Source organism: Marilutibacter aestuarii (assembly GCF_006546775.1).
Classification (GTDB): domain Bacteria; phylum Pseudomonadota; class Gammaproteobacteria; order Xanthomonadales; family Xanthomonadaceae; genus Marilutibacter; species Marilutibacter aestuarii.
This window is the reverse complement of record NZ_VICE01000093.1, coordinates 1-20,327: the sequence shown is the minus strand read 5'-3', so window position 1 is coordinate 20,327 and position 20,327 is coordinate 1. Positions and strand designations below refer to the sequence as shown.

At 68.6% G+C, this 20,327-nt stretch carries 20 protein-coding genes; 6 read left to right on the top strand and 14 right to left on the bottom strand.

The genetic code is table 11. The annotated features are described in order from the left end of the window. Positions 1 to 116 precede the first annotated feature (116 nt). Positions 117 to 1,460, top strand: coding sequence for a sigma-54-dependent transcriptional regulator (locus FKV25_RS09940; protein ID WP_141518648.1), 1,344 nt, complete (start codon positions 117 to 119; stop codon positions 1,458 to 1,460). A 2-nt stretch (positions 1,461 to 1,462) separates the two neighbouring features. Then, positions 1,463 to 2,776 (top strand): sensor histidine kinase, encoded by a 1,314-nt coding sequence (locus FKV25_RS09935; protein ID WP_141518647.1) that lies wholly within the window; start codon positions 1,463 to 1,465, stop codon positions 2,774 to 2,776. Between the two features lie 18 nt (positions 2,777 to 2,794). Here the strand turns inward: FKV25_RS09935 and glmU are convergent, their stop codons facing one another. Next, positions 2,795 to 4,168, bottom strand: coding sequence for a bifunctional UDP-N-acetylglucosamine diphosphorylase/glucosamine-1-phosphate N-acetyltransferase GlmU (gene glmU, locus FKV25_RS09930; RefSeq protein WP_141518646.1), 1,374 nt, complete (start codon positions 4,166 to 4,168; stop codon positions 2,795 to 2,797). A 129-nt stretch (positions 4,169 to 4,297) separates the two neighbouring features. Here glmU and FKV25_RS09925 point away from each other — a divergent pair, with 129 nt between their 5' ends. The 3 genes from FKV25_RS09925 to FKV25_RS09915 are packed head-to-tail and all read left to right on the top strand — an operon-like array spanning position 4,298 to position 7,675. Then, complete coding sequence (locus tag FKV25_RS09925; RefSeq protein WP_141518645.1) at positions 4,298 to 6,310, top strand: hypothetical protein; 2,013 nt, start codon at positions 4,298 to 4,300, stop codon at positions 6,308 to 6,310. Continuing rightward, positions 6,307 to 6,690, top strand: a complete 384-nt coding sequence (locus FKV25_RS09920; protein WP_141518644.1) for a GtrA family protein — start codon at positions 6,307 to 6,309, stop codon at positions 6,688 to 6,690. Before FKV25_RS09925 ends, FKV25_RS09920 begins: the two co-directional genes overlap by 4 nt. Before the next feature lie 10 nt (positions 6,691 to 6,700). Beyond that, positions 6,701 to 7,675: a glycosyltransferase family 2 protein gene (locus tag FKV25_RS09915; protein WP_141518643.1), complete on the top strand. Its 975-nt coding sequence runs from the start codon at positions 6,701 to 6,703 to the stop codon at positions 7,673 to 7,675. A gap of 113 nt (positions 7,676 to 7,788) precedes the next feature. Here the strand turns inward: FKV25_RS09915 and FKV25_RS09910 are convergent, their stop codons facing one another. The 9 genes from FKV25_RS09910 to FKV25_RS09870 all read right to left on the bottom strand — a co-directional run bounded on the left by FKV25_RS09910 (position 7,789) and on the right by FKV25_RS09870 (position 15,094). Then, positions 7,789 to 8,211, bottom strand: a complete 423-nt coding sequence (locus FKV25_RS09910; protein WP_141518642.1) for a F0F1 ATP synthase subunit epsilon — start codon at positions 8,209 to 8,211, stop codon at positions 7,789 to 7,791. Positions 8,212 to 8,360: 149 nt separating this feature from the next. Next, a complete protein-coding gene (atpD, locus tag FKV25_RS09905; RefSeq protein ID WP_141518641.1) occupies positions 8,361 to 9,761 on the bottom strand; it encodes a F0F1 ATP synthase subunit beta in 1,401 nt (466 codons plus the stop codon). Between the two features lie 67 nt (positions 9,762 to 9,828). Further along, entirely contained in the window at positions 9,829 to 10,692 is an 864-nt protein-coding gene (gene atpG / locus FKV25_RS09900) for a F0F1 ATP synthase subunit gamma (RefSeq protein WP_141518640.1), read from the bottom strand. A gap of 115 nt (positions 10,693 to 10,807) precedes the next feature. Beyond that, entirely contained in the window at positions 10,808 to 12,358 is a 1,551-nt protein-coding gene (gene atpA / locus FKV25_RS09895) for a F0F1 ATP synthase subunit alpha (RefSeq protein ID WP_141518639.1), read from the bottom strand. Between the two features lie 48 nt (positions 12,359 to 12,406). Continuing rightward, positions 12,407 to 12,934, bottom strand: a complete 528-nt coding sequence (locus tag FKV25_RS09890) for a F0F1 ATP synthase subunit delta (protein ID WP_141518638.1) — start codon at positions 12,932 to 12,934, stop codon at positions 12,407 to 12,409. Positions 12,935 to 12,950: 16 nt separating this feature from the next. After that, positions 12,951 to 13,421 (bottom strand): F0F1 ATP synthase subunit B, encoded by a 471-nt coding sequence (locus tag FKV25_RS09885; RefSeq protein WP_141518637.1) that lies wholly within the window; start codon positions 13,419 to 13,421, stop codon positions 12,951 to 12,953. A gap of 106 nt (positions 13,422 to 13,527) precedes the next feature. Continuing rightward, complete coding sequence (gene atpE, locus FKV25_RS09880; RefSeq protein WP_220479217.1) at positions 13,528 to 13,824, bottom strand: F0F1 ATP synthase subunit C; 297 nt, start codon at positions 13,822 to 13,824, stop codon at positions 13,528 to 13,530. 73 nt (positions 13,825 to 13,897) lie between these two features. Further along, positions 13,898 to 14,695 (bottom strand): F0F1 ATP synthase subunit A, encoded by a 798-nt coding sequence (gene atpB, locus FKV25_RS09875; protein WP_141518635.1) that lies wholly within the window; start codon positions 14,693 to 14,695, stop codon positions 13,898 to 13,900. Positions 14,696 to 14,728: 33 nt separating this feature from the next. Further along, positions 14,729 to 15,094 carry a hypothetical protein gene (locus tag FKV25_RS09870; protein ID WP_246072043.1) on the bottom strand — a complete coding sequence of 122 codons (366 nt, stop codon included), beginning with the start codon at positions 15,092 to 15,094 and terminating at the stop codon, positions 14,729 to 14,731. Positions 15,095 to 15,307: 213 nt separating this feature from the next. On the opposite strand from FKV25_RS09870, the gene FKV25_RS09865 reads away from it, so the two are divergent. Then, positions 15,308 to 15,514: a DUF2061 domain-containing protein gene (locus FKV25_RS09865; protein ID WP_141518634.1), complete on the top strand. Its 207-nt coding sequence runs from the start codon at positions 15,308 to 15,310 to the stop codon at positions 15,512 to 15,514. A gap of 155 nt (positions 15,515 to 15,669) precedes the next feature. Here the strand turns inward: FKV25_RS09865 and lpdA are convergent, their stop codons facing one another. From lpdA to FKV25_RS09845, 4 genes are all read right to left on the bottom strand, one after another. Continuing rightward, entirely contained in the window at positions 15,670 to 17,490 is a 1,821-nt protein-coding gene (lpdA, locus tag FKV25_RS09860) for a dihydrolipoyl dehydrogenase (protein ID WP_141518633.1), read from the bottom strand. A gap of 27 nt (positions 17,491 to 17,517) precedes the next feature. After that, complete coding sequence (locus FKV25_RS09855; protein WP_141518632.1) at positions 17,518 to 18,669, bottom strand: mechanosensitive ion channel family protein; 1,152 nt, start codon at positions 18,667 to 18,669, stop codon at positions 17,518 to 17,520. Between the two features lie 4 nt (positions 18,670 to 18,673). Next, positions 18,674 to 19,324 (bottom strand): hypothetical protein, encoded by a 651-nt coding sequence (locus FKV25_RS09850; RefSeq protein ID WP_141518631.1) that lies wholly within the window; start codon positions 19,322 to 19,324, stop codon positions 18,674 to 18,676. Continuing rightward, a partial coding sequence (locus FKV25_RS09845; protein WP_141518630.1) for a dihydrolipoyllysine-residue acetyltransferase occupies positions 19,324 to 20,327 on the bottom strand: 1,004 nt, incomplete at its 5' end. The genes FKV25_RS09850 and FKV25_RS09845, both read right to left, overlap by 1 nt.

Below are 20,327 nucleotides of genomic sequence, written 5' to 3'. Positions count from 1 at the left end.
TCGGCGCGGAAGGGGGGCTCCCCCCTTTCGTGCCGCCCCATCCCGTCCGGTCCCGCGGGCACGCTAAGCTGTCCGCCGGGACCCGCGGTCCCCTCCCCATCGCCCACTGGTTGTCCATGCCCACCATCCTCGTCATCGACGACAACCCCGCCGTGGCCACCGCGCTGGACACGTTGTTCTCGCTGCACGACATCGACACGCTGGTCGCCGAATCTCCGGAGGCCGGCCTGGCGATGCTGGCGGAACACGAGGTCGACCTGGTCGTGCAGGACATGAACTTCCACGCCGACACCACGTCGGGCGACGAAGGCGTCGCCCTGTTCCACGACATCCGCGCCCGCCACCCCGACCTGCCGGTGATCCTGCTGACGGCCTGGACGCACCTGGAATCCGCGGTCGAGCTCGTGCGCGCCGGCGCCGCCGACTACCTGGGCAAGCCCTGGGACGACCACAAGCTTCTCGCGGCGGTGAACAACCTGCTGGAACTGTCGGAGACCCGGCGCGAGCTCGCACGCCACCAGCGCAGCGAACGCCGCCGGCGCGACGCACTGGCGGGTTATGACCTGCGCGGCCTGGTCTACGCCGACGCCGCCAGCGAACGCGCCGTCGCCCTGGCCTGCCAGGTGGCGCCGTCGGAGCTGCCGGTCCTGATCACCGGGCCCAATGGCGCCGGCAAGGAAAAGTACGCCGAGATCGTGCATGCCAACTCGACGGTCGCCGACGGCCCATTCGTCGCGCTCAACTGCGGCGCGATCCCGGGCGAACTGATCGAAGCCGAACTGTTCGGGGCCGACGCCGGCGCCTACACCGGCGCCAGCCGGGCGCGCGAGGGCAAGTTCGAGGCCGCCGACCGCGGCACCCTGTTCCTCGACGAGATCGGCACGCTGCCACCCGCCGGCCAGGTGAAGCTGTTGCGGGTGCTGGAGACCGGCCGCTTCGAGCGACTGGGCAGCAACCGCGAGCGCAGCGTGAAGGTGCGCGTGGTCAGCGCGACCAATGCCGACCTGCCGGGGATGATCCGCGAAGGCCGGTTCCGCGAAGACCTCTACTATCGCCTCAATGCGATCGAGGTGAAGGTGCCGCCGCTGGCCGAGCGCGGCGACGACATCCTGCCCCTGGCGCGGCACTTCCTGCCCGCTGGCAAGGCGCTCACGGCCGACGCCGAACGCGCCCTGCTCGCGCACGCCTGGCCGGGCAACGTGCGCGAACTGCGCAACACCCTCCAGCGCGGCGCGCTGCTCGCGCGAAGCGACACCATCGGCGTGGACGACCTTGGCCTGCCTGCGCAGGAGCGCCCGGCGGCCGCCACTGCCGCAAGCGGCGACGAACCCGACCGCGCGACGATCGAGGCCGTGCTCGAACGCCATGGCGGCGTGATGGCCCAGGCCGCCAACGAGCTGGGGCTGTCCCGGCAGGCCCTGTACCGCAGGCTGGATCGCCTGGGGATCAAGCGGGACTGAGCATGCTCGACTGGCGCCGACTGCCGCTGAGCCTCACCTACAGCGTGATCGCGCTGGCGTACATGCTGCTCGCGGCCGCGCTGGCCGCGTGGCTGTCCACGTTCCTGCCGCATCGCTGGATGGCGGTGCTGCTCGCCTGCGCGCTGCTCGCACCCCTGCTCGCCTACCACGTGCGCCGGGCGTTCGCACCCATGCACTCGCTGTTCCGCGCGCTCAGCGGCACGGTCGCCAGTTATCGCGACGGCGACTACAGCTTCAGCCTCAACTGGCAGGGAAAGGGCGAGCTCGCGCGCCTGGTGGAGAGCCACAACCGCCTGGGCGACACCCTGCGCGAGCAGCGAAACGCCCTCATCCAGCGCGAACTGCTGCTCGACACCATGGTGCAGAACACCCCGGTCGCGATGGTGCTGGTGGACCCGGCGCGGCGCATCGTCCACGGCAACCTGGCCGCGCGCAAGATGCTCGGCGAGGGCCGGCGCCTGGAGGGCATGGGCTTCGACGAGGTCGTGGCCGCGGCACCCGAGGCCATGCGCGAGGCCTTCGACCGCGGCGCCGATGGCATGTTCACCGTCGGCGACGAGGACAACGAGGACATCTACCACCTCTCGCGCCGGCAGTTCCGCCTCAACGGACGCCGCCACGAGCTGGTGATGCTGCGCCTGCTGACGGCGGAACTGCGCCGACAGGAAGTGCAGACCTGGAAGAAGGTGATCCGGGTCATCAGCCACGAGTTGAACAATTCGCTGGCGCCGATCGCGTCGCTCGCCCATTCCAGTGCCGAACTGCTGCGGCGCGGCCAGCACGAGCGCCTTCCCAACGCGCTGGCGACCATCGAGGACCGGGCCCGCCACCTGGAAGGCTTCATCCGCGACTACGCGCGCTTCGCCAAGCTGCCGGCGCCACGCATGCAGGCGGTCGAATGGTCGCGTTTCGTCGCCCAGCTCCGCGACCAGGTCGAATTCGTCGCCGAAGGCGTGCCGGAAGGATCGATCGTCCGGTTCGATGCCGCCCAGGTCGAGCAATGCCTGATCAACCTGCTCAAGAACGCGCACGAATCCGGATCGCCGCCGGAAGAGGTCAAGCTCTCGCTTCGCCGCCTGCCCAACGACTGGCGCATCGACATCCTCGATCGCGGCACCGGAATGAACGAGGCGGTGCTGGCGAACGCATTGCTGCCCTTCTATTCGACCAAGCGCAACGGCACCGGCCTGGGGCTGGCGCTCGCGCGCGAGATCGCCGAGGCCCACGGCGGCCGGATCGCCCTGCTCAACCGCGAGGCCGGCGGCCTGTGCGTGAGCATGGTGCTGCCGGGCTGAAGCGCGCGGCGCACCGGGTCAGTCCCTGGGTTTCTTCTCCGGGCGGCGCCAGCCTTCGATCGTGGTCTGGCGCGAACGCGCCACGGTGAGCTGGCCGGGCGGGGCGGTGCGCGTCACCACCGAACCCGCGGCGACGGTGGCCTGTTCGCCGATCTCGACCGGCGCCACCAGCGAACTGTTGGAGCCGATGAAGGCGCCGTCGCCGATGCGCGTCTTCGACTTGTTCACGCCATCGTAGTTGCACGTGATGGTGCCGGCGCCGATGTTGACCCCGGCACCCACCGTCGCGTCGCCCAGGTAGGTGAGGTGGTTGGCCTTGCTGCCTACCCCCAGGGTGGTGTTCTTGGTCTCGACGAAGTTGCCCACGCGCGCGCCGTCGGCGAGAACGGTACCCGGCCGCAGGCGCGCGTACGGACCGATCGCCGCGGCGCCCTCGACGACGGCGCCGTCGAGGTCGCAATGCGCGTGGACCACGGTGCCCGCGCCCAGGCGCACGTCCTTGAGCCGGCAGAACGGGCCGACCACCACGCCATCGCCCAGTTCGACGCGGCCCTCGAAGACCACGTCGACGTCGATCTCCACGTCGCGGCCGACCTCGACGCTGCCGCGGATGTCGCAACGCGAAGGATCGGCCAGGCGGGCGCCCTGCACGCACAGCGCCCGCGCGGCGCGCAGCTGGAACGCGCGTTCGAGCTGCGACAGCTGCCAGGGATCGTTCGCGCCCTCGACCTCCACCGGCGCCTCCACGTGCACCATCTCCGCGGCGTTGAACTCGCTGGCCGCAGCGGTGAAGACGTCGGTCAGGTAGTACTCGCCCTGGGCATTGTCGTTGCCCAGGTGCTCGAGCCAGCGTCGCAGCGGCTCGCCATCGGCCACGAGGATGCCGGTGTTGACCGTGCGGATCTCGCGTTCCTCTTCGTTCGCGTCCTTGTGCTCGACGATGCGGCCGACGTTGCCCTCGGCATCACGAACGATGCGCCCGTAGCCGGTGGGGTCGTCCAGGTCGGCCACCAGGACCGCGATCCGCCCCGGCGCCTCGAGCAGGCGCTGCAGGGTCGCGGCCTCGATCAGCGGCACGTCGCCATAGAGCACCAGTACGCGCGCGTCGGTCGGCACGCCCGGCATGGCCTGTTGCACGGCATGACCGGTACCCAGGCGCTCGGCCTGCTCCGCCCAATGCAGGTCCAACTGGCCGGCGAAGGCATCGCGGACCTGTTCGCCGCCATGACCGTGGACGACATGGATGCCGGCGGGCGACAGCGCGCGCGCGGTGTCGATGACATGGCCCAGCATGGGTTTGCCGGCGATCTTCTGCAGCACCTTCGGTACCGCGGACTTCATGCGCTTGCCCTCGCCGGCGGCGAGGATGACGACGTGCAGGGGTGTGGACATGGCGGACTTCGTCGAATGCGTGTGGCCGGATTCTAGCCCGCCGCGCCTGAGCGGGTCGCCCCGCCCCGGAAGTCGGCAGGCAAGCCGGGGACCACTGATAAGATGGCGCACCCCCGATACCCGACGCCCATGACTGTCGAACGGACGCCCAGCACACGGATGGATTTCGCGGTCGCGACGGCAGGCGTGCTGCTGTGCGCAGTGGGCTTCGCGCTCAATCGCATGTGGAACGAACTGCCCTGGGAACGGCTGGCGCTGTCGCTCTGCCTGGCCGCCATGGCAGCCATCCTTGCCTGGCCGGTCCGGCGCCTGCTGCGATGGTCCTGGGCCACGGCGCTCGCCGTGGCCTGGTCGGTGGCGCTGGTGGTGTTCGTGGGTGTCGTGCCGTTGCTCGCAGCGGCGCTCCTGGGCATCGCGTCGCTTGCCATCGGTAGCTGGCGGCTGCCCGACGACGTGCCCGCGCGCACGGCCGTGGCGACCGCCATCGGACTGGTCGTGATCGGCGGCCTGAACGGTTGGCTGCTGTCCTGGCCGATCCATGTCGCGCCGCTCTGGTACGTGGTGTTGCTGGGCGTGGTCGCGCTGCGGCGGAAGTCACTGCTCGCTTCGCTGGCCGGGCTCCGGGGCAACATCGGCGCTGCGATCGCGGGCGCGCCGCGCTGGGCCGCATTCGCGGTCACCCTGGCCGGCCTGGCGTCCACCGCCTGCTGGTTGCCGACCATGCAGGTGGACGACCTCGCTTACCACATGGGCCTGCCCAGCCAGCTGCTGCTGCACGGGCGCTACGTGCCCGACCCGTCCCACCAGATCTGGGCGTTCGCGCCCTGGCTGGGCGACAACCTGCAGGGCATTGCGGCGGTGCTGGCGCGACAGGACGCACGCGGTGCGATGAACGCGCTGTGGCTGCTGCTCTCGTTCGCCCTCGCCGGCGCCCTCGCACGCCGCCTCGGTGGCGGTGATACCGGGCGCTGGATCGCGGTGGCGCTGGTCGCCAGCTTCCCGCCGCTGGTGTGGATGGCGGCCGGCATGCAGACCGAGCTGGCGGCGACCGCGTTGCTGTTCGCCCTGTTGGCGACCGTACTGTCGGGATCGCGGCACTGGGTGCTGCCCGCGGCCGTGCTGTTCGCGGGACTCCTCGGGCTCAAGACCATGCACGCGCTGTCGGCCCTCCCGCTGCTGGCCTATGGCGCGTGGCGTCACCGCGACGGCCTGGCCTGGCGACAGCTCCCCGTGGCCCTGGGGGCGTGCCTGTTGCTGGGCGGTTCCAGCTTCGTGCTTGCCTGGTGGCACACCGGGAACCCGGTCCTGCCGCTGTTCAACGACGTCTTCCAGTCGCCCTACTATCCGCCCAGGGCCTATAGCGACGTGCGCTGGTTCAGCGGGTTCGGCGCCCACCTGCCCTGGGCGATGACCTTCGACACGCCGCGCTACGTGGAGGCCTTCCGTGGTGGCATCGGCTTCTCGACGCTGGCCCTGTCGGGGGTCTGGCTGCTGGCGCTGCTGCGCCCGGCCCATCGCGGCGTCGCGATCGCGACCACCGCGGTGGTGGTGCTCCCGATGGTCCCCTTGCAGTACGTCCGCTACACCTACCCCGGCATGCTCCTGCTCGCCGTGGTCCTGGTGCCGTGCGGGCGCCTCGCGCTGGGCCGTCGCGGGGCGACGTGGGTGTTCGCCGGCCTGTGCATGCTGAACCTCGCCTTCCAGGCCAACTCAGGCTGGCTGCATCACTCCGCCGCGCTGAAGCGCACGATCCGCGCCCTGGGCGACGAATCGCAGGTGTTTCCCCATTACGTCCCGGAACGGATGCTCCTGCGGGCGATCCCCGCCGACGACGACGGCATCGTGTTGACCACCGTGCCCGACCGCAACTACACCGCCGAGCTCGGCGGTCGCGGGCGCGGCGTGCTCGAGCACGACCCGACGCTGCACGCCGCCCGCGCCGCGGCCGAGGCCGATGCATCAGGCGCCGGCTGGCGCACCCTGTTCGATCTCAGCGGGGCGCGCTGGGTGCTGGTCGTGCCGGCGCAGGCGAGCCCGGCACTGCAACGGGCACTCGCGGACGTCAGCGCAAGGCGCGTCGGCGCCATCGGCGACGCGGAGCTCTGGCGCCTGCCCGACGACGCGAAGGACGCCTCGCGATGAGCCTCGCCCGGCAAGGGATGTACTTCATCCTCGTGGGCCTGTTGCAGGTCCTCGTCGACTGGGCGGTGTTCGTCGGCCTCACGAGCCTCGGCGTGCCGGCCGTGCCGGCCAACCTGGGTGGTCGCGTCTGCGGGGCCTGCCTGGGCTTCTGGCTCAACGGCAGGATCACGTTCGCCGCTGCAGGCAAGGCGCGGCTCGGGGGGGCTCGCCTCGTCCGTTTCCTCATGGTCTGGTTGGTGCTGACGGCATTGAGCACGGCCGCCATGGCCTGGATCGCGGACGGCCAGGGGCTGGGCTGGGCCTGGCTGGCCAAGCCGCTTGTCGAGGCCGCGCTGGCGCTCACCAGCTTCCTGTTCGCCCGCCATTGGATCTACCGTTGAGGCCGTGGCCATGAACGCTCCACACATCGCCGTGGTCGTCCCGTGCTATCGCGTCGGCGATGCCCTTCTTCCGCTGCTGGAGAGGATCGGGCCCGAGGTCGGCAGCATCCATGTCGTCGACGACGCGTGTCCCCACGGAAGCGGCGCAAAGGTGCGCGCCGCTACGCGCGATCCCCGCGTGCGGGTATACGCGCACGACCGCAACCTGGGGGTCGGCGCAGCGGTGCTGACCGGCTACCGTGCCGCACTCGATGCGGGGGCCGACATCGTCGTCAAGCTCGACGGCGATGGGCAGATGGACCCCGCGCTCGTGCCGGCGCTGACCCGACCGATCCGCGACGGGCGCGCGGACTACTGCAAGGGCAATCGCTTCCACCGGCTCGGCGACCTGCGCGGCATGCCGCCGGTGCGCCTGCTGGGCAACGCCTGCCTGTCCTTCATGACCAAGGCGTCCAGCGGCTACTGGCAACTGTTCGATCCCACCAATGGCTTCACCGCGATCCATGCCTTGGTACTCGCGCAGCTCGATACCGACCGGCTGGCCCGCCGCTACTTCTTCGAATCCGACCTGCTGCACCATCTCAACGCGTTGCGCGCGGTCGTGGTCGAAATGCCGATGCCCGCGCGCTACGGCGAGGAGGTATCGAGCCTGCGTCCCATGCGCATGGTGTGGCCGTTCCTCGGCGGCAACCTGCGAAACTTCCTGCGCCGGATCGGACACAGCTATTTCCTTCGCGGCTTCTCGATCGCGTCGGTCGAACTGCTGCTCGCCGTGCCGCTGCTCGGCTTCGGACTGGCTTTCGGGGCCTGGCAGTGGCTGGCATCCATCCACGACGGGGAGCTGGCCAGTGCCGGCACGGTCATGCTGGCCGCACTCCCGCTCATCCTCGGGGCGCAGTTGCTGCTGTCCTGGCTGAACTTCGACGTCGCGGCCGAACCGCGCCAGCCGATCCACCCGATGCTGCCAGGACCCCGGCACGGCTGAAGCGCGTAGCGGGGCGGCCCCCGCCCCCGGGGACTCGCATGCATGCGCTCGGGAAACGAAAAACGCCGGCGAAAGCCGGCGTTTTTCATCTGGTCTTGCCGGCTGCCCGGTGATCAGTGCTTCATGTTGCGGCGCAGCCGCTCCAGGGCCTGCAGCTGGGCCATGGCCTCGGCCAGCTTGGCCTGCGCCTCGGCAATGTCCATCTGCTCGCCGCGATTGGCCAGCATGCGCTCGGCCTCGTCCTTGGCGGCACGCACGGCGGCCTCGTCGATGTCCTCGGCACGCACCGCGGTATCGGCCAGCACCGTGACCACCTGCGGCTGCACCTCGAGGATGCCGCCGGAGATCGCGAAATCAAGCTGCTCCCCGCCGGGCAGGGTCACCACGACCTTGCCTGGCTTGAGCCGGGTGATCAGCGGGGCGTGCTTCGGCGCGATGCCGAGTTCGCCCATCTCGCCGGTGGCGACGACCAGTTCGGCCTCGCCGTGGAAGATCTCGTTCTCGGCACTGACGATGTCGCAGCGGATGGTGCTCATATTGCCTCGCTTGTCGCGAGGCGGGATTCGTGAGCGGGGAGTGGGGAATGGGCAAGCAACCGGAGGCCGCCGACTTCATCCCGCAATGTCCCGATACCGAAGTGCCCGCCCTTGCGATTACCTGGTGATTAGTCCCGATTCCCGACCGCTCAGCCGGTGATCTTCTGGCCCTTCTCGACGGCCTCGTCGATCGTGCCGACCATGTAGAACGCCTGCTCGGGCAGGTGGTCGTACTCGCCCTCGACGATGCCCTTGAAGCCGCGGATGGTGTCCTTCAGCGACACGTACTTGCCCGGCGAACCGGTGAAGACCTCGGCCACGTGGAAGGGCTGGGAGAAGAAGCGCTCGATCTTGCGCGCGCGCGACACGGCCTGCTTGTCTTCTTCCGACAGCTCGTCCATGCCCAGGATCGCGATGATGTCCTTGAGCTCCTTGTACTTCTGCAGCGTCGCCTGGACCTTGCGGGCAACATCGTAGTGCTCGTTGCCGATGACGTTCGGGTCCAGCTGGCGGCTGGTCGAATCCAGCGGATCGACCGCGGGGTAGATGCCCAGCGAGGCGATGTTGCGCGACAGCACGACGGTGGCGTCGAGGTGGGCGAAGGTGGTCGCCGGCGAGGGGTCGGTCAGGTCGTCCGCAGGCACGTACACGGCCTGGATCGAGGTGATCGAACCGGTCTTGGTCGAGGTGATGCGCTCCTGCAGCACGCCCATTTCCTCGGCGAGGGTCGGCTGGTAGCCCACCGCCGACGGCATGCGGCCCAGCAGCGCCGAGACCTCGGTGCCGGCCAGGGTGTAGCGGTAGATGTTGTCCACGAACAGCAGCACGTCCTTGCCCTTGCCCGAAGCGTCCTTCTCGTCGCGGAAGTACTCGGCCATGGTCAGGCCGGTCAGGGCGACGCGCAGGCGGTTGCCCGGCGGCTCGTTCATCTGGCCGTAGACCATCGCCACCTTGTCGAGGACGTTGGAGTCCTTCATCTCGTGGTAGAAGTCGTTGCCCTCGCGGGTGCGCTCGCCCACGCCGGCGAACACCGACAGGCCGGAGTGCGCCTTGGCGATGTTGTTGATCAGTTCCATCATGTTGACGGTCTTGCCGACGCCGGCGCCGCCGAACAGGCCGACCTTGCCGCCCTTCGCGAAGGGGCACATCAGGTCGATGACCTTGATGCCGGTCTCGAGCAGGTCATTGGCCGAGGACTGCTCCTCGTAGGTCGGGGCCGAGCGGTGGATTTCCCATTCGGCGCTGGCCTCGACCGGGCCGGCCTCGTCGATCGGGCGGCCGAGCACGTCCATGATGCGACCCAGGGTACCGGCGCCCACCGGGACCGAGATGGCCTTGCCGGTGTTGGTGGCGACCAGGTTGCGCTTCAGGCCGTCGGTCGAACCGAGGGCGATCGTGCGCACGACGCCGTCGCCCAGCTGCTGCTGGACTTCCAGCGTGATTTCGGTGTTGTCGACCTTCAGTGCGTCGTACACCTTCGGCACTTCGGCGCGCGGGAACTCGACGTCGACGACGGCACCGATGATCTGAACGATCTTGCCCTGGCTCATGGTTGTTTCCTCGTAACTTTAAGCTTGCGTGCGGTCGCGACCTGCGCCCGCGGGAATGGGTTGTGGGTCAGACCGCGGCGGCGCCGCTGACGATTTCCGAGATTTCCTGGGTGATCGCCGCCTGGCGCGCCTTGTTGTAGACCAGCTGCAGGGTGTCGATCATCTTGCTGGCGTTGTCGGAGGCCGCCTTCATCGCGACCATGCGCGCGGCATGCTCGGACGCGACGTTCTCCAGCACCGCCTGGTAGACCAGCGACTCCACGTAGCGGGTCAGCACGCGATCGAGCACGTCGGCCGCGTCCGGCTCGTAGATGTAGTCCCAGTCGTGGCGGGCGACCTGCGCCTCCGGCTTCGGCAGCGGCAGCAGCTGGTCGAAGGTGGCGCGCTGGGTCATGGTGTTGATGAAGTCGTTGTAGCAGACGAAGACGCGGTCGAGCTTGCCTTCGCTGTAGCCGTCGAGCATCACCTTGACCACGCCGACGAGCTGCTCGAGCTTCGGCTGGTCGCCCAGGTGGGTGACCGAGCCGATCATGTTCACCTTCAGGCGGCGGAAATAGACCGAGGCCTTCTGGCCAATGGTCACCACGTCGACCTCGACGCCCTTGTCCTGCCAGCCGCGGAACTCGGCCAGCAGCTTGCGGAACATGTTGTTGTTCAGGCCGCCGGCCAGGCCGCGGTCCGAGGACACGACCAGGTAACCGACCCGCTTGACCTCGGCGCGCTCCTCGAGGAACGGATGCTGGTAGTCGGTGTTCGCCTGCGCGAGATGGCCGATCACCTGCTTCATGACACGGGCATACGGACGCGAGGCCCGCATCCGGTCCTGCGCCTTGCGGATCTTGGAGGCCGAGACCATTTCGAGCGCGCGCGTCACCTTGCGGGTGTTCTGCACGCTCTTGATCTTGGATTTGATTTCGCGTCCGCCTGCCATGTATTCGCTCGCTACGCTCGCCGTGATTCGTGGTGGGTCATTCGTGATTCGCGTCGTGATTCGCCTGGCGGTTGCCGTTGCGAATCACGCATCACGAACCCGCAGTTACGCCGGCTCAGTAAGAGCCGGTGGTCTTGAACTCTTCGATGCCCTTCTTGAAGGCCGCTTCGATGTCGTCGTTCCAGGCGCCGCTGGTGTTGACCTTGTCGACCAGCTCGCCCTGGGTGTTGGTGAAATGGGCGTGCAGGCCGTCTTCGAAGGCACCGATGCGGTTGACCGGGACGTCGTCGAGGTAACCCTCGTTGACGGCGTAGATCGACAGCGCCTGCATGGCGATCGACATCGGCGCGTACTGCTTCTGCTTCATCAGCTCGGTGACGCGCTGGCCGCGCTCGAGCTGCTTGCGGGTGGCTTCGTCCAGGTCCGAGGCGAACTGCGCGAACGCAGCCAGCTCACGGTACTGGGCGAGCGAGATGCGGATGCCGCCCGAGAGCTTCTTGATGATCTTGGTCTGGGCCGCGCCACCGACGCGCGAGACCGAGATGCCGGCGTTCACGGCCGGGCGGATGCCGGCGTTGAACAGGTCGGTCTCGAGGAAGATCTGGCCGTCGGTGATCGAGATCACGTTGGTCGGCACGAACGCCGAGACGTCGCCGGCCTGGGTCTCGATGATCGGCAGCGCGGTCAGCGAACCGGTCTGGCCCTTGACCTCGCCCTGGGTGAACTGCTCGACGTAGTCCTCGGACACGCGCGCGGCGCGCTCCAGCAGACGGCTGTGCAGGTAGAACACGTCGCCCGGGTAGGCTTCGCGGCCCGGCGGGCGCTTGAGCAGCAGCGAGATCTGGCGGTAGGCAACGGCCTGCTTGGACAGGTCGTCGTACACGATCAGGGCGTCTTCGCCGCGATCCATGAAGAACTCACCCATCGTGCAGCCGGCGTAGGCCGAGATGTACTGCATGGCAGCCGACTCGGAGGCGGTCGCGGCGACCACGATGGTGTGCGCCAGCGCGCCGTTCTCTTCCAGCTTGCGCACGACGTTGGCGACCGAGCTGGCCTTCTGGCCGATCGCGACGTAGATGCACTTGATGCCGGTACCCTTCTGGTTGATGATCGCGTCGATCGCCAGGGCGGTCTTGCCGGTCTGGCGGTCGCCGATCACCAGCTCGCGCTGGCCACGGCCGATCGGGATCATCGAGTCGACCGACTTGTAGCCGGTCTGCACCGGCTGGTCGACCGACTTGCGCCAGATCACGCCCGGGGCGACGCGCTCCACCGGCGCGGTCTGCGCGGCGGCGATCGGGCCCTTGCCGTCGATCGGCTCGCCGAGCGCGTTGACCACGCGGCCGAGCAACTCGCGGCCGACCGGCACTTCGAGGATGCGGCCGGTGGTCTTGGCGACATCGCCTTCGCGCAGGTGCTCGTAGTCACCCAGCACCACGGCGCCGACCGAGTCGCGCTCGAGGTTCAGCGCCAGGGCGAACGTGTTCTGCGGCAGTTCGATCATTTCGCCCTGCATGACGTCGGCCAGACCGTAGATGCGCACGATGCCGTCGGACACCGAGGTGACGGTGCCTTCGTTGCGCGCCTCGGCGGTCAGCTTGACCTGGTCGATGCGGGTCTTGATCAGTTCGCTGATTTCGGACGGGTTGAGCTGGGTGGTTGCCATGGGTGGTTCCCTTGATCCGGCCGCAGCCGGGTATGCATTTGAATTCGTTTACTGCGCGAGCGAAGTCTGCAGGCGCGCGAGCTTGCCTTTGAGCGAGCCGTCGATCACCACGTCGCCGGCATCGATCACCGCGCCGCCGAGCAGCGAGGCGTCGACCGCCGTGCTGACCTCGACCTCGCGGCCGAAGCGCTTCTTCAGCGCCGCCTTGATCGCCTCCAGCTCCGCCGCCGGCAGTTCGCTGGCGGCAGTCACCTTGGCCTTGACCACGCGGTCAGCCTCGGCACGCAGGTCCTCGTACAGGCCGGCGATCTCCGGCAGCAGCACGACGCGGCGGTTCTCGACCAGCAGGCCCAGGAAGCGGGTGAACGCTTCGTCCGCCTGCGCGGGCGCGAGCAGGCCGACCGCTTCGGCTTCACCGAGCTGCGGGTGGCCCAGCAGGGCGTGTGCCTGCGGGTTGGCGGCCACCTGCGCGGCGAATGCCAGCGCCTGCGACCAGTCGGCGGTACGCCCGGCATCCCGCGCCAGCGCGAAAGCCGCGCGGGCGTAGGGTCGGGCGAGGGTCAGGGCCTGGGTCATCGCTCAGCCTTCCCGATCAGATTTCTGCGGCGAGTTCGTCGAGCAGCGCCTTGTGGGCACTGGCGTCGATCTCGCGGCGGATCAGTTTCTCGGCACCGCTGACGGCCAGCACCGACACCTGCCTGCGCAGGTCCTCGCGGGCACGGTTGGTGGCAGCGGCGATCTCGTCCTCGGCCAGCGCCTTCTGGCGCGCGGCCTCGGCGATGGCGTCGTTCTTGGCCTGGTCGATGATCTGGTTGGCGCGCTGGTGCGCCTGCTCGATGATCTCGTTGGCCTTGGTCCGGGCCGTACGCAGCTCTGCGTCGACCTTTTCCTGGGCCTGGGCCAGGTGCTGCTGGCTCAGGTCCGCGGCAGCGAGGCCCTCGGCGATCTTCTTCTGGCGCTCCTCGATGGCACTGAGCAGCGGCGGCCAGATCTTGGTCGCGATGATCCAGATCAAGGCGGCGAACGCCAGGGCCTGGGCAAATAGGGTCAGGTTGATGCTCATACGTAAGGCTCTGCCAGATGGTGACGGGCCATCGACACGCGGGGTGCCGACCCTTCATCCCCACGGCAGGTGGCCTGGGCCACCCGCCGCGACGCGCAACCGGTGATTAGCCGGCGACCTTTGCGGCTTCGGCCAGCAGCGCGGAAGCCATCGGGTTGGCGAAGGCCAGCAGCAGGCCGACGGCGACGCTGATGATGAACGCGGCGTCGATCAGGCCGGCGGTGATGAACATGCGGACCTGCAGGACCGGGATCAGCTCCGGCTGGCGCGCGGCCGACTCGAGGAACTTGCCGGCCATGATCGCCAGGCCAAGACCCGCACCCAGGGCGGCCAAGCCGATCATGATGCCGACGGCCAGCGCGGTGGACGACTGGACCTGGGCGAGGTGGGCAAGAATTTCCATGGTTATCTCCGAACTAGGTTGGGTATTGCAAAGGGTGGAAGGGAAAAGCGGTTTTTCGAATGGGGTACTGCGATCAGTGAGCGTCTTCCGACAGGCTCAGGTACACGATGGACAGCATCATGAAGATGAAGGCCTGCAGCGGGATCACCAGCAGGTGGAACAGCATCCAGCCGAAGCCGAACGCGCCGCCCGCGAGCGCGCCGAGGATGCCGGCGCCGCCGAGCACCCAGATCAGCAGGAACACGATCTCGCCGCCGAACATGTTGCCGAACAGTCGCATCGCCAGCGAGATCGGCTTGCTCAGCCACTCGACGATGTTCAGGATCAGGTTGAACGGCATCATCCACTTGCCGAACGGCGCCGTCAGGAATTCCTTGGTGAAGCCGCCGAAGCCCTTGGCGCGGATCGCGAAGAACAGCATCAGGAAGAACACGCTGATGGACATGCCCAGGGTCGCGTTGACGTCCGCGGTGGGCACCGGCTTCCAGTAGTGCACGCCCATCAGTTCGAGGGGCTTGGCGATGAAGTCTGCCGGGATCATCTTCAGCAGGTTCATCATGAGGATCCAGAAGAACAGGGTGATCGCGATCGGCGTGACCAGCTTGCTCGGACCGTGGTAGGTGTCGCGCGCCTGCTTGTCGACGAACTCCAGGCAGATCTCGACGAAGGCCTGCCACTTGCCCGGCACGCCCGGGGTCGCCTTGCGCGTCGCGGTCCAGAAGGCCACCACGATCAGCAGGCCCATCAGCACCGCCGACACCAGGGTATCCACGTTGAGGGTCCAGAAGCTGCCCTCTCCCACCGACGCCGTCAGGTTCTGGAGATGGTGTTGGATGTACCCGGTGGGAGTCAGTTCCGCCTCGCCCGCCATGTGTCCTGGATCCTGATATCTAGAAGTGATTGATCAACGCCGGGTCATGGCGTACATCTGCGTGGCGAGGCCCGTGACCATCCCCAGCAGCAGTGGAAGCGGCGGCAAGCGCCAGACCACCAGACCCAACAACAGCACCGCACACACCACCACCCACTTGACCGTCGCGCCGATGAACCATCGCAGCAGCACCGCGCCCGCAGGCTGGATGCCGCCGCCGACCATCAGCCGCGCCGCGACGAGCCCCCCCAACCCGATCGCGAGGCCGCCGACCAGCGCCGACAGCGCGTGCGAAACCCCCTGCACAAGGAAGGCCAGTGCCAGCAGCACTGTCGCTGCGGCTTGCCAGGCAAGCGTTTTGCGCGCCAGGCGTTGGCCTGCTTTCAGGGGATCGTACACGCGGGACTCGATCACGTTGGACAAAACCGCCCGGGTGAGCCGCAAAAGTATAGAGCGCGACGGCTTTTACGGCAACCGCCGGAAGTCGCCCGCCCCGCTTCGGCGGAGTGCCGCCGATCAACCCGCCCTATCCCGGGGATTCATTGATTTGATTGGATTTTAGCCGCCTCGAGTGCCACAATCAAGAATCATTCTCATTAACAAGTGGGCAAAATGTCCAAGACATTCAGCTTCGCCGCGGTGCACTTCGCAGTGGCCTTCGCGGTCGGCTACCTGATGACCGGCAGCCTGCTGGTGGGCGGGTCGCTGGCGCTTGTCGAACCGGCCATCAACAGCGTCGCCTACCACCTGCACGAGAAAGTCTGGCGGCGCATCGAAGCGCGTCGCGCCTTGGCCGGAGCGCCCCTGCTGGCCGGCTGAGCGCTCGCGGTGAACTTTCATTCGCGTGGCGTGTCGAACGCCACGAGCACCCCGCCTTCCATTTCCTCGTCAAGGGCCCACTGGCGCGGCTGGCTCAAACAACGAAGCCCCGGCATGCCGGGGCTTCGTTTTGTCCGCGGACCCGCCAGGCCGGCCTATTTGCCGCGCTTGGGCAGGTAGAGGTCGGTGATGGTGCCTTCGTACACTTCGGCCGCCATCGCGACGCTCTCGCTCAGGGTCGGGTGCGGATGGATGGTGTGGCCGATGTCGGCGGCCTCGCAGCCCATCTCGATCGCCAGCGCCAGCTCGGCGATCAGGTCGCCGGCATGCACGCCGACGATGCCGGCACCGATGATGCGGTGGCTGGCTTCGTCGAAGATCAGCTTGGTGGAGCCCTCGGTGCGGCCGATGCCGATCGCGCGGCCGCTCGCCGCCCATGGGAACTTGCCCACGCCCACCTTGAGCCCCTTCGCCCTGGCTTCGGTCTCGGTGACGCCCACCCAGGCGATCTCCGGATCGGTGTAGGCCACCGAGGGGATCACCCGCGCCACCCACTCCTTCTTCTCGCCGGCGGCGACTTCGGCCGCGAGCTTGCCTTCGTGCGTGGCCTTGTGCGCGAGCATGGGCTGGCCCACCAGGTCGCCGATGGCAAAGATGTGCGGCACGTTGGTGCGCATCTGCCGGTCGACCGGGATGAAGCCGCGCTCGGTGACCTGCACGCCGGCGTTGCCGGCGTCGAGCTTGCCGCCGTTCGGCGCACGGCCCACCGCCACGAGCACCCGATCCCACGTCCCGGATGCGAGCGCCGGCTGCTGCCCCTCGTCGGCGCTCTCGAAGTGCACGGTGATGCCCTTCTTGCCGGCCTCGACCTTCGCCGCCTTCGTCTTCAGGTGGACGGTGACGCCCTGCTTCTTCAGGCGGTCCGCGAGCGGCTTGACCAGGTCCTTGTCGGCGCCCGGCATCAACTGGTCCATGAACTCGACCACGGTCACCTCGGCGCCCAGCGCGCGGTAGACCGTCGCCATCTCCAGGCCGATGATGCCGCCGCCCACGACCAGCAGCGACTTCGGCACCTCGGCCAGCTCCAGCGCGTCGGTGGAATCCATCACGCGCGGGTCGTCCCATGGGAAGTTGGGCAGCTTCACCGCCTGCGAACCCGCGGCGATGATGCAGTGCTCGAAGCGCAGGACCTGCGTCTTGCCATCCTCTCCCGCGATCTCCAGCTCGTTCGGCGACAGGAACCGGGCCACGCCCTGCACCACCCGTACCTTGCGCTGCTTGGCCATGCCGGCCAGGCCGCCCGTCAGGCGATCGACGACCTTTTCCTGCTTGAAGGTGCGCAGGGTGTCGATGTCGATCTTCGGCTTGCCGAAGCTGATGCCGATCTCCGCCGAATGCGCGGTCTCCTCGATCAGGGCGGCGGCATGCAGCAAAGCCTTGGACGGGATGCAGCCGACGTTGAGGCATACCCCGCCCAGCGACGGATAGCGCTCGACCAGCACCGTATCCAGTCCGAGGTCCGCCGCGCGGAACGCGGCCGTGTAGCCGCCGGGGCCGGAGCCGATGACGACCATGCGGCACTCGATGTCGGCCTGGCGGCCGCTCGCGGATGCCGCCTTCGGCGCGTCGACCGGCTCTTCGGCAGTTGCCTCGGGCTTCTTGCTGGCCGCCGATGCACCGGTATCCGCTGCGCCGGACTTCGGCGGGGCTGCTTCGGCTGCGCCGGTCGCGCCCTCCTCGGCTTCGAGGATCGCGATGACCGCGCCTTCCGACACCGTGTCGCCGAGCTTGACCTTAAGTTCCTTGACCACGCCGGCCGCCGGCGAGGGCACTTCCATCGTCGCCTTGTCGGACTCCAGCGTGACCAGGCCCTGGTCGGCGCTGACGCTGTCACCGACCGCGACCAGCAGTTCGATCACCGGCACGCCGTCGTAGTCGCCGATGTCGGGGACCTTCACTTCGATTTGTGTTGCCATTGTGGAGCTCTCCAGTCAGGCGCGCGCTCAAGGCTCGCGCGCGTCGTTGTCCGTGTTGTCTTCGCGTTCGGCGGCTTCGGCCAGTTCCGCGCCGCCCTGCTGCACGTCGAGGGTGGCATCGTTGGACGACAGCGCTTCGCGCTCGTCCTGGGCGAGCGCCGGCGCGCGGGGCGCCTCGGCGTCTTCGTCGACCGCCTGCGCGTTGCGCCGGAACGCGGCCAGCGCCGCGTCGCCCTGCTGCCCGAAGATGCTGCGCAGGTGGAGGTCGCGCTGCGGGAAGGGGATCTCGATGCCATGCTGCGCGAGCGCGGTCTCCAGCGCCCACAGGTAGGCGGCCTTGACCGTCGCCGGGCGCTTGGTCGCCTCCGCGGTCAGCCAGGTCACCAGCTCGAAATTGAGGCTGCTGTCGCCGAACTCCACCAGCCACACCTGCGGCTTGCGGGGGCCGTCGAGGGCCAGGGTGAAGGGCACCTCGGCGGCGGCCTCCAGGGCGGCCTTCTTGACCAGCTCCTTGTCGGTGCCGTACGCCACCCCGAAGGGCACGCGGATGCGCCGGGAGACGTCGCGATAGGTCCAGTTCACGACCCGTCCGCTGACGAACTCGGAATTCGGCACGAGGATGTCGATGTTGTCGTTGGTGACGATGCGGGTGGCGCGGATCTGGATGGCCTGCACCTCGCCGTGCACGCCGGACTCCAGCTCGACGAAGTCGCCGACCTTGAGCGAGCGGTCGAACAGCAGGATCAGGCCGGAGATGAAGTTGTTGAAGATCGCCTGCAGGCCGAAGCCCAGGCCCACGCCGATCGCGCCGGCGAAGACGGTGAACTTGGCCACCGGGATGCCGATGAACTCCAGCGCCAGCAGCAGGCCGACGGCGATGAAGGCGTAGTGGACGACCCGCGACAGCGTGTAGATCGACGCGCGGCTGGCGTTGGGCTGGCGTTCGCCGTAGCGGTTCAGCGCGCGCCGCAGCAGCGCCGACACGAGGACCGCCACCAGGACCGCGACGAGCGCGGCGAGGATGCCGCCCACCGTGATGCTGACGCCGGAGAACTGCAGCAGCGTGTGGTCGAGGAAGGGCTGCAGGCCGTCCACGCCCTTGCGCGCGGCTTCGTCGGCCGCGTCGATGACGCTGTCGCCCGCCCGCTGGAGGCTGTCGCTGGCGGCTTCCGCGGCCATCGACTCAGTCGGTGCCCAGGCCGGCCAGCGACTGTACGTCCATCTCGGCCAGCAGCTCCTGCAATTGGGCCCAGCGGCGCTCACGCTTGGACTCGCTTTCGTCCACCGCCTCGACCAGCAGTTCCACCTGCTCGGCCAGCAGCTCGCCGGCGTCGCAGTCGGGCACCTCGCCGCCGACGCGCACGCCGTCGAGCACGACCAGCCACTGCTCCTGGTCGGTAAAGGGCGCGTTGCGATCCTCGGGCAGGGACGTCATCAGCCGATGCCAGCTGGCGACGATCCGCTCGGCCACCGCCGCCGGGATGGGCACTTCCTCGACATCGGGCACCTGGTCGACGCGCAACTCGCGCTTGACGCCACCGCCGGTGCCGCTCCAGGCCATGACGCGTTCGTCGGCCTCGGCGAAGCGCAGGCGCCAGCCGCCCGCGTCCTGGACGAGCATCAGCGCGCTCTCGGTGCCACGCGACGGCAGGCGGGTGATCATGAGCTGAGGGGTTTCCCCGCCCGCCAGGAGGCCCTCGACCGCCGAGCCGTAGTTCTCGGTCGCCGGCGGCCAGCCATGGCCAAAGCTCGCGCCGCAGGCATCGGCCGCCACGGCCGCCGGCGCAAAGACCAGGCCGGCGACGAGTGCGAGGTCGACCAGCCGGCGGCGCATCACAGCAGCCCCCGGCGCATGTCGCCCAGCAGCGTCGAGAGATAGGCGGCGAAGCGGGCCGCGGAGGCGCCATCGATGACGCGGTGGTCGTAGCTGAGCGACATCGGCAGGACCAGGCGCGGCTGGAAGGCCTTGCCGTCCCAGACCGGCTTCATCGCCGAGCGCGACACGCCGAGGATCGCCACCTCCGGCGCGTTGACGATCGGCGTGAACGCGGTGCCGCCGATGCCGCCCAGCGAGCTGATCGAGAAGCAGCCGCCGCTCATGTCGGACGGGCCCAGCTTGCCGTCGCGCGCCTTGCCGGCCAGCTCGCCCATCTCGCGCGCGATCTGGTTGACGCCCTTCTTGTCGCAGTCGCGGATGACCGGGACCACCAGGCCGTTGGGCGTGTCGGCGGCAAAGCCGACGTGGTAGTACTTCTTCAGCACCAGGTTCTCGCCGGTCGCGTCGAGCGAGGCGTTGAACTCGGGGAACTTCTGCAGGGCGGCGACCGAGGCCTTCATCAAGAAGGCGAGCATCGTCAGCTTGATGCCGTTCCTGGCCTTCTCGTTCTCCTTGTTGAGGGTGACCCGCAACGCTTCCAGGTCGGTGATGTCGGCGTCTTCGTGCTGGGTGACGTGCGGGATCATCGCCCAGTTGCGGGCGAGGTTGGCACCGGACAGCCTCTTGATCCGGGACAGCGGCTGGGTCTCGGTCTCGCCGAACTTGGCGAAATCCACCTTGGGCCAGGGCAGCAGGTCGAGCCCGCCGCCACCGCCGGTGCGCGCGGCGGGCGTCGTGCCGGACATCACGCCCTTGACGAACTTCTGCACGTCCTCGCGGCTGATCCGGCCGCCGCGCTCGCTGCCGGTCACCTTCGACAGGTCGACTCCCAGTTCGCGCGCGAACAGGCGCACCGCGGGGCTGGCGTAGGGCACCTTGTCGGGCAACAACTCATCGGCGGTGAAGGCCACCGGGGGCGACTTCGGCTCGGCCGCGGCGGGTGCCGAGGCCGGCGCCGAGG

Excerpts from the sequence above, each read along its gene's own strand:
- FKV25_RS09940 (WP_141518648.1), top strand. The coding sequence starts at position 117 with ATGCCCACCATCCTCGTCATCGACGACAACCCCGCCGTGGCCACCGCG.
- atpA (WP_141518639.1), bottom strand. The coding sequence starts at position 12,358 with ATGGCAACCACCCAGCTCAACCCGTCCGAAATCAGCGAACTGATCAAG.
- FKV25_RS09865 (WP_141518634.1), top strand. The coding sequence starts at position 15,308 with ATGTCCAAGACATTCAGCTTCGCCGCGGTGCACTTCGCAGTGGCCTTC.
- FKV25_RS09885 (WP_141518637.1), bottom strand. The coding sequence starts at position 13,421 with ATGAGCATCAACCTGACCCTATTTGCCCAGGCCCTGGCGTTCGCCGCC.
- atpD (WP_141518641.1), bottom strand. The coding sequence starts at position 9,761 with ATGAGCCAGGGCAAGATCGTTCAGATCATCGGTGCCGTCGTCGACGTC.
- FKV25_RS09855 (WP_141518632.1), bottom strand. The coding sequence starts at position 18,669 with ATGGCCGCGGAAGCCGCCAGCGACAGCCTCCAGCGGGCGGGCGACAGC.
- FKV25_RS09890 (WP_141518638.1), bottom strand. The coding sequence starts at position 12,934 with ATGACCCAGGCCCTGACCCTCGCCCGACCCTACGCCCGCGCGGCTTTC.
- FKV25_RS09935 (WP_141518647.1), top strand. The coding sequence starts at position 1,463 with ATGCTCGACTGGCGCCGACTGCCGCTGAGCCTCACCTACAGCGTGATC.
- FKV25_RS09925 (WP_141518645.1), top strand. The coding sequence starts at position 4,298 with ATGACTGTCGAACGGACGCCCAGCACACGGATGGATTTCGCGGTCGCG.
- glmU (WP_141518646.1), bottom strand. The coding sequence starts at position 4,168 with ATGTCCACACCCCTGCACGTCGTCATCCTCGCCGCCGGCGAGGGCAAG.
- atpE (WP_220479217.1), bottom strand. The coding sequence starts at position 13,824 with ATGGAAATTCTTGCCCACCTCGCCCAGGTCCAGTCGTCCACCGCGCTG.
- FKV25_RS09850 (WP_141518631.1), bottom strand. The coding sequence starts at position 19,324 with ATGCGCCGCCGGCTGGTCGACCTCGCACTCGTCGCCGGCCTGGTCTTT.
- FKV25_RS09915 (WP_141518643.1), top strand. The coding sequence starts at position 6,701 with ATGAACGCTCCACACATCGCCGTGGTCGTCCCGTGCTATCGCGTCGGC.
- atpG (WP_141518640.1), bottom strand. The coding sequence starts at position 10,692 with ATGGCAGGCGGACGCGAAATCAAATCCAAGATCAAGAGCGTGCAGAAC.
- lpdA (WP_141518633.1), bottom strand. The coding sequence starts at position 17,490 with ATGGCAACACAAATCGAAGTGAAGGTCCCCGACATCGGCGACTACGAC.
- FKV25_RS09910 (WP_141518642.1), bottom strand. The coding sequence starts at position 8,211 with ATGAGCACCATCCGCTGCGACATCGTCAGTGCCGAGAACGAGATCTTC.
- FKV25_RS09920 (WP_141518644.1), top strand. The coding sequence starts at position 6,307 with ATGAGCCTCGCCCGGCAAGGGATGTACTTCATCCTCGTGGGCCTGTTG.
- atpB (WP_141518635.1), bottom strand. The coding sequence starts at position 14,695 with ATGGCGGGCGAGGCGGAACTGACTCCCACCGGGTACATCCAACACCAT.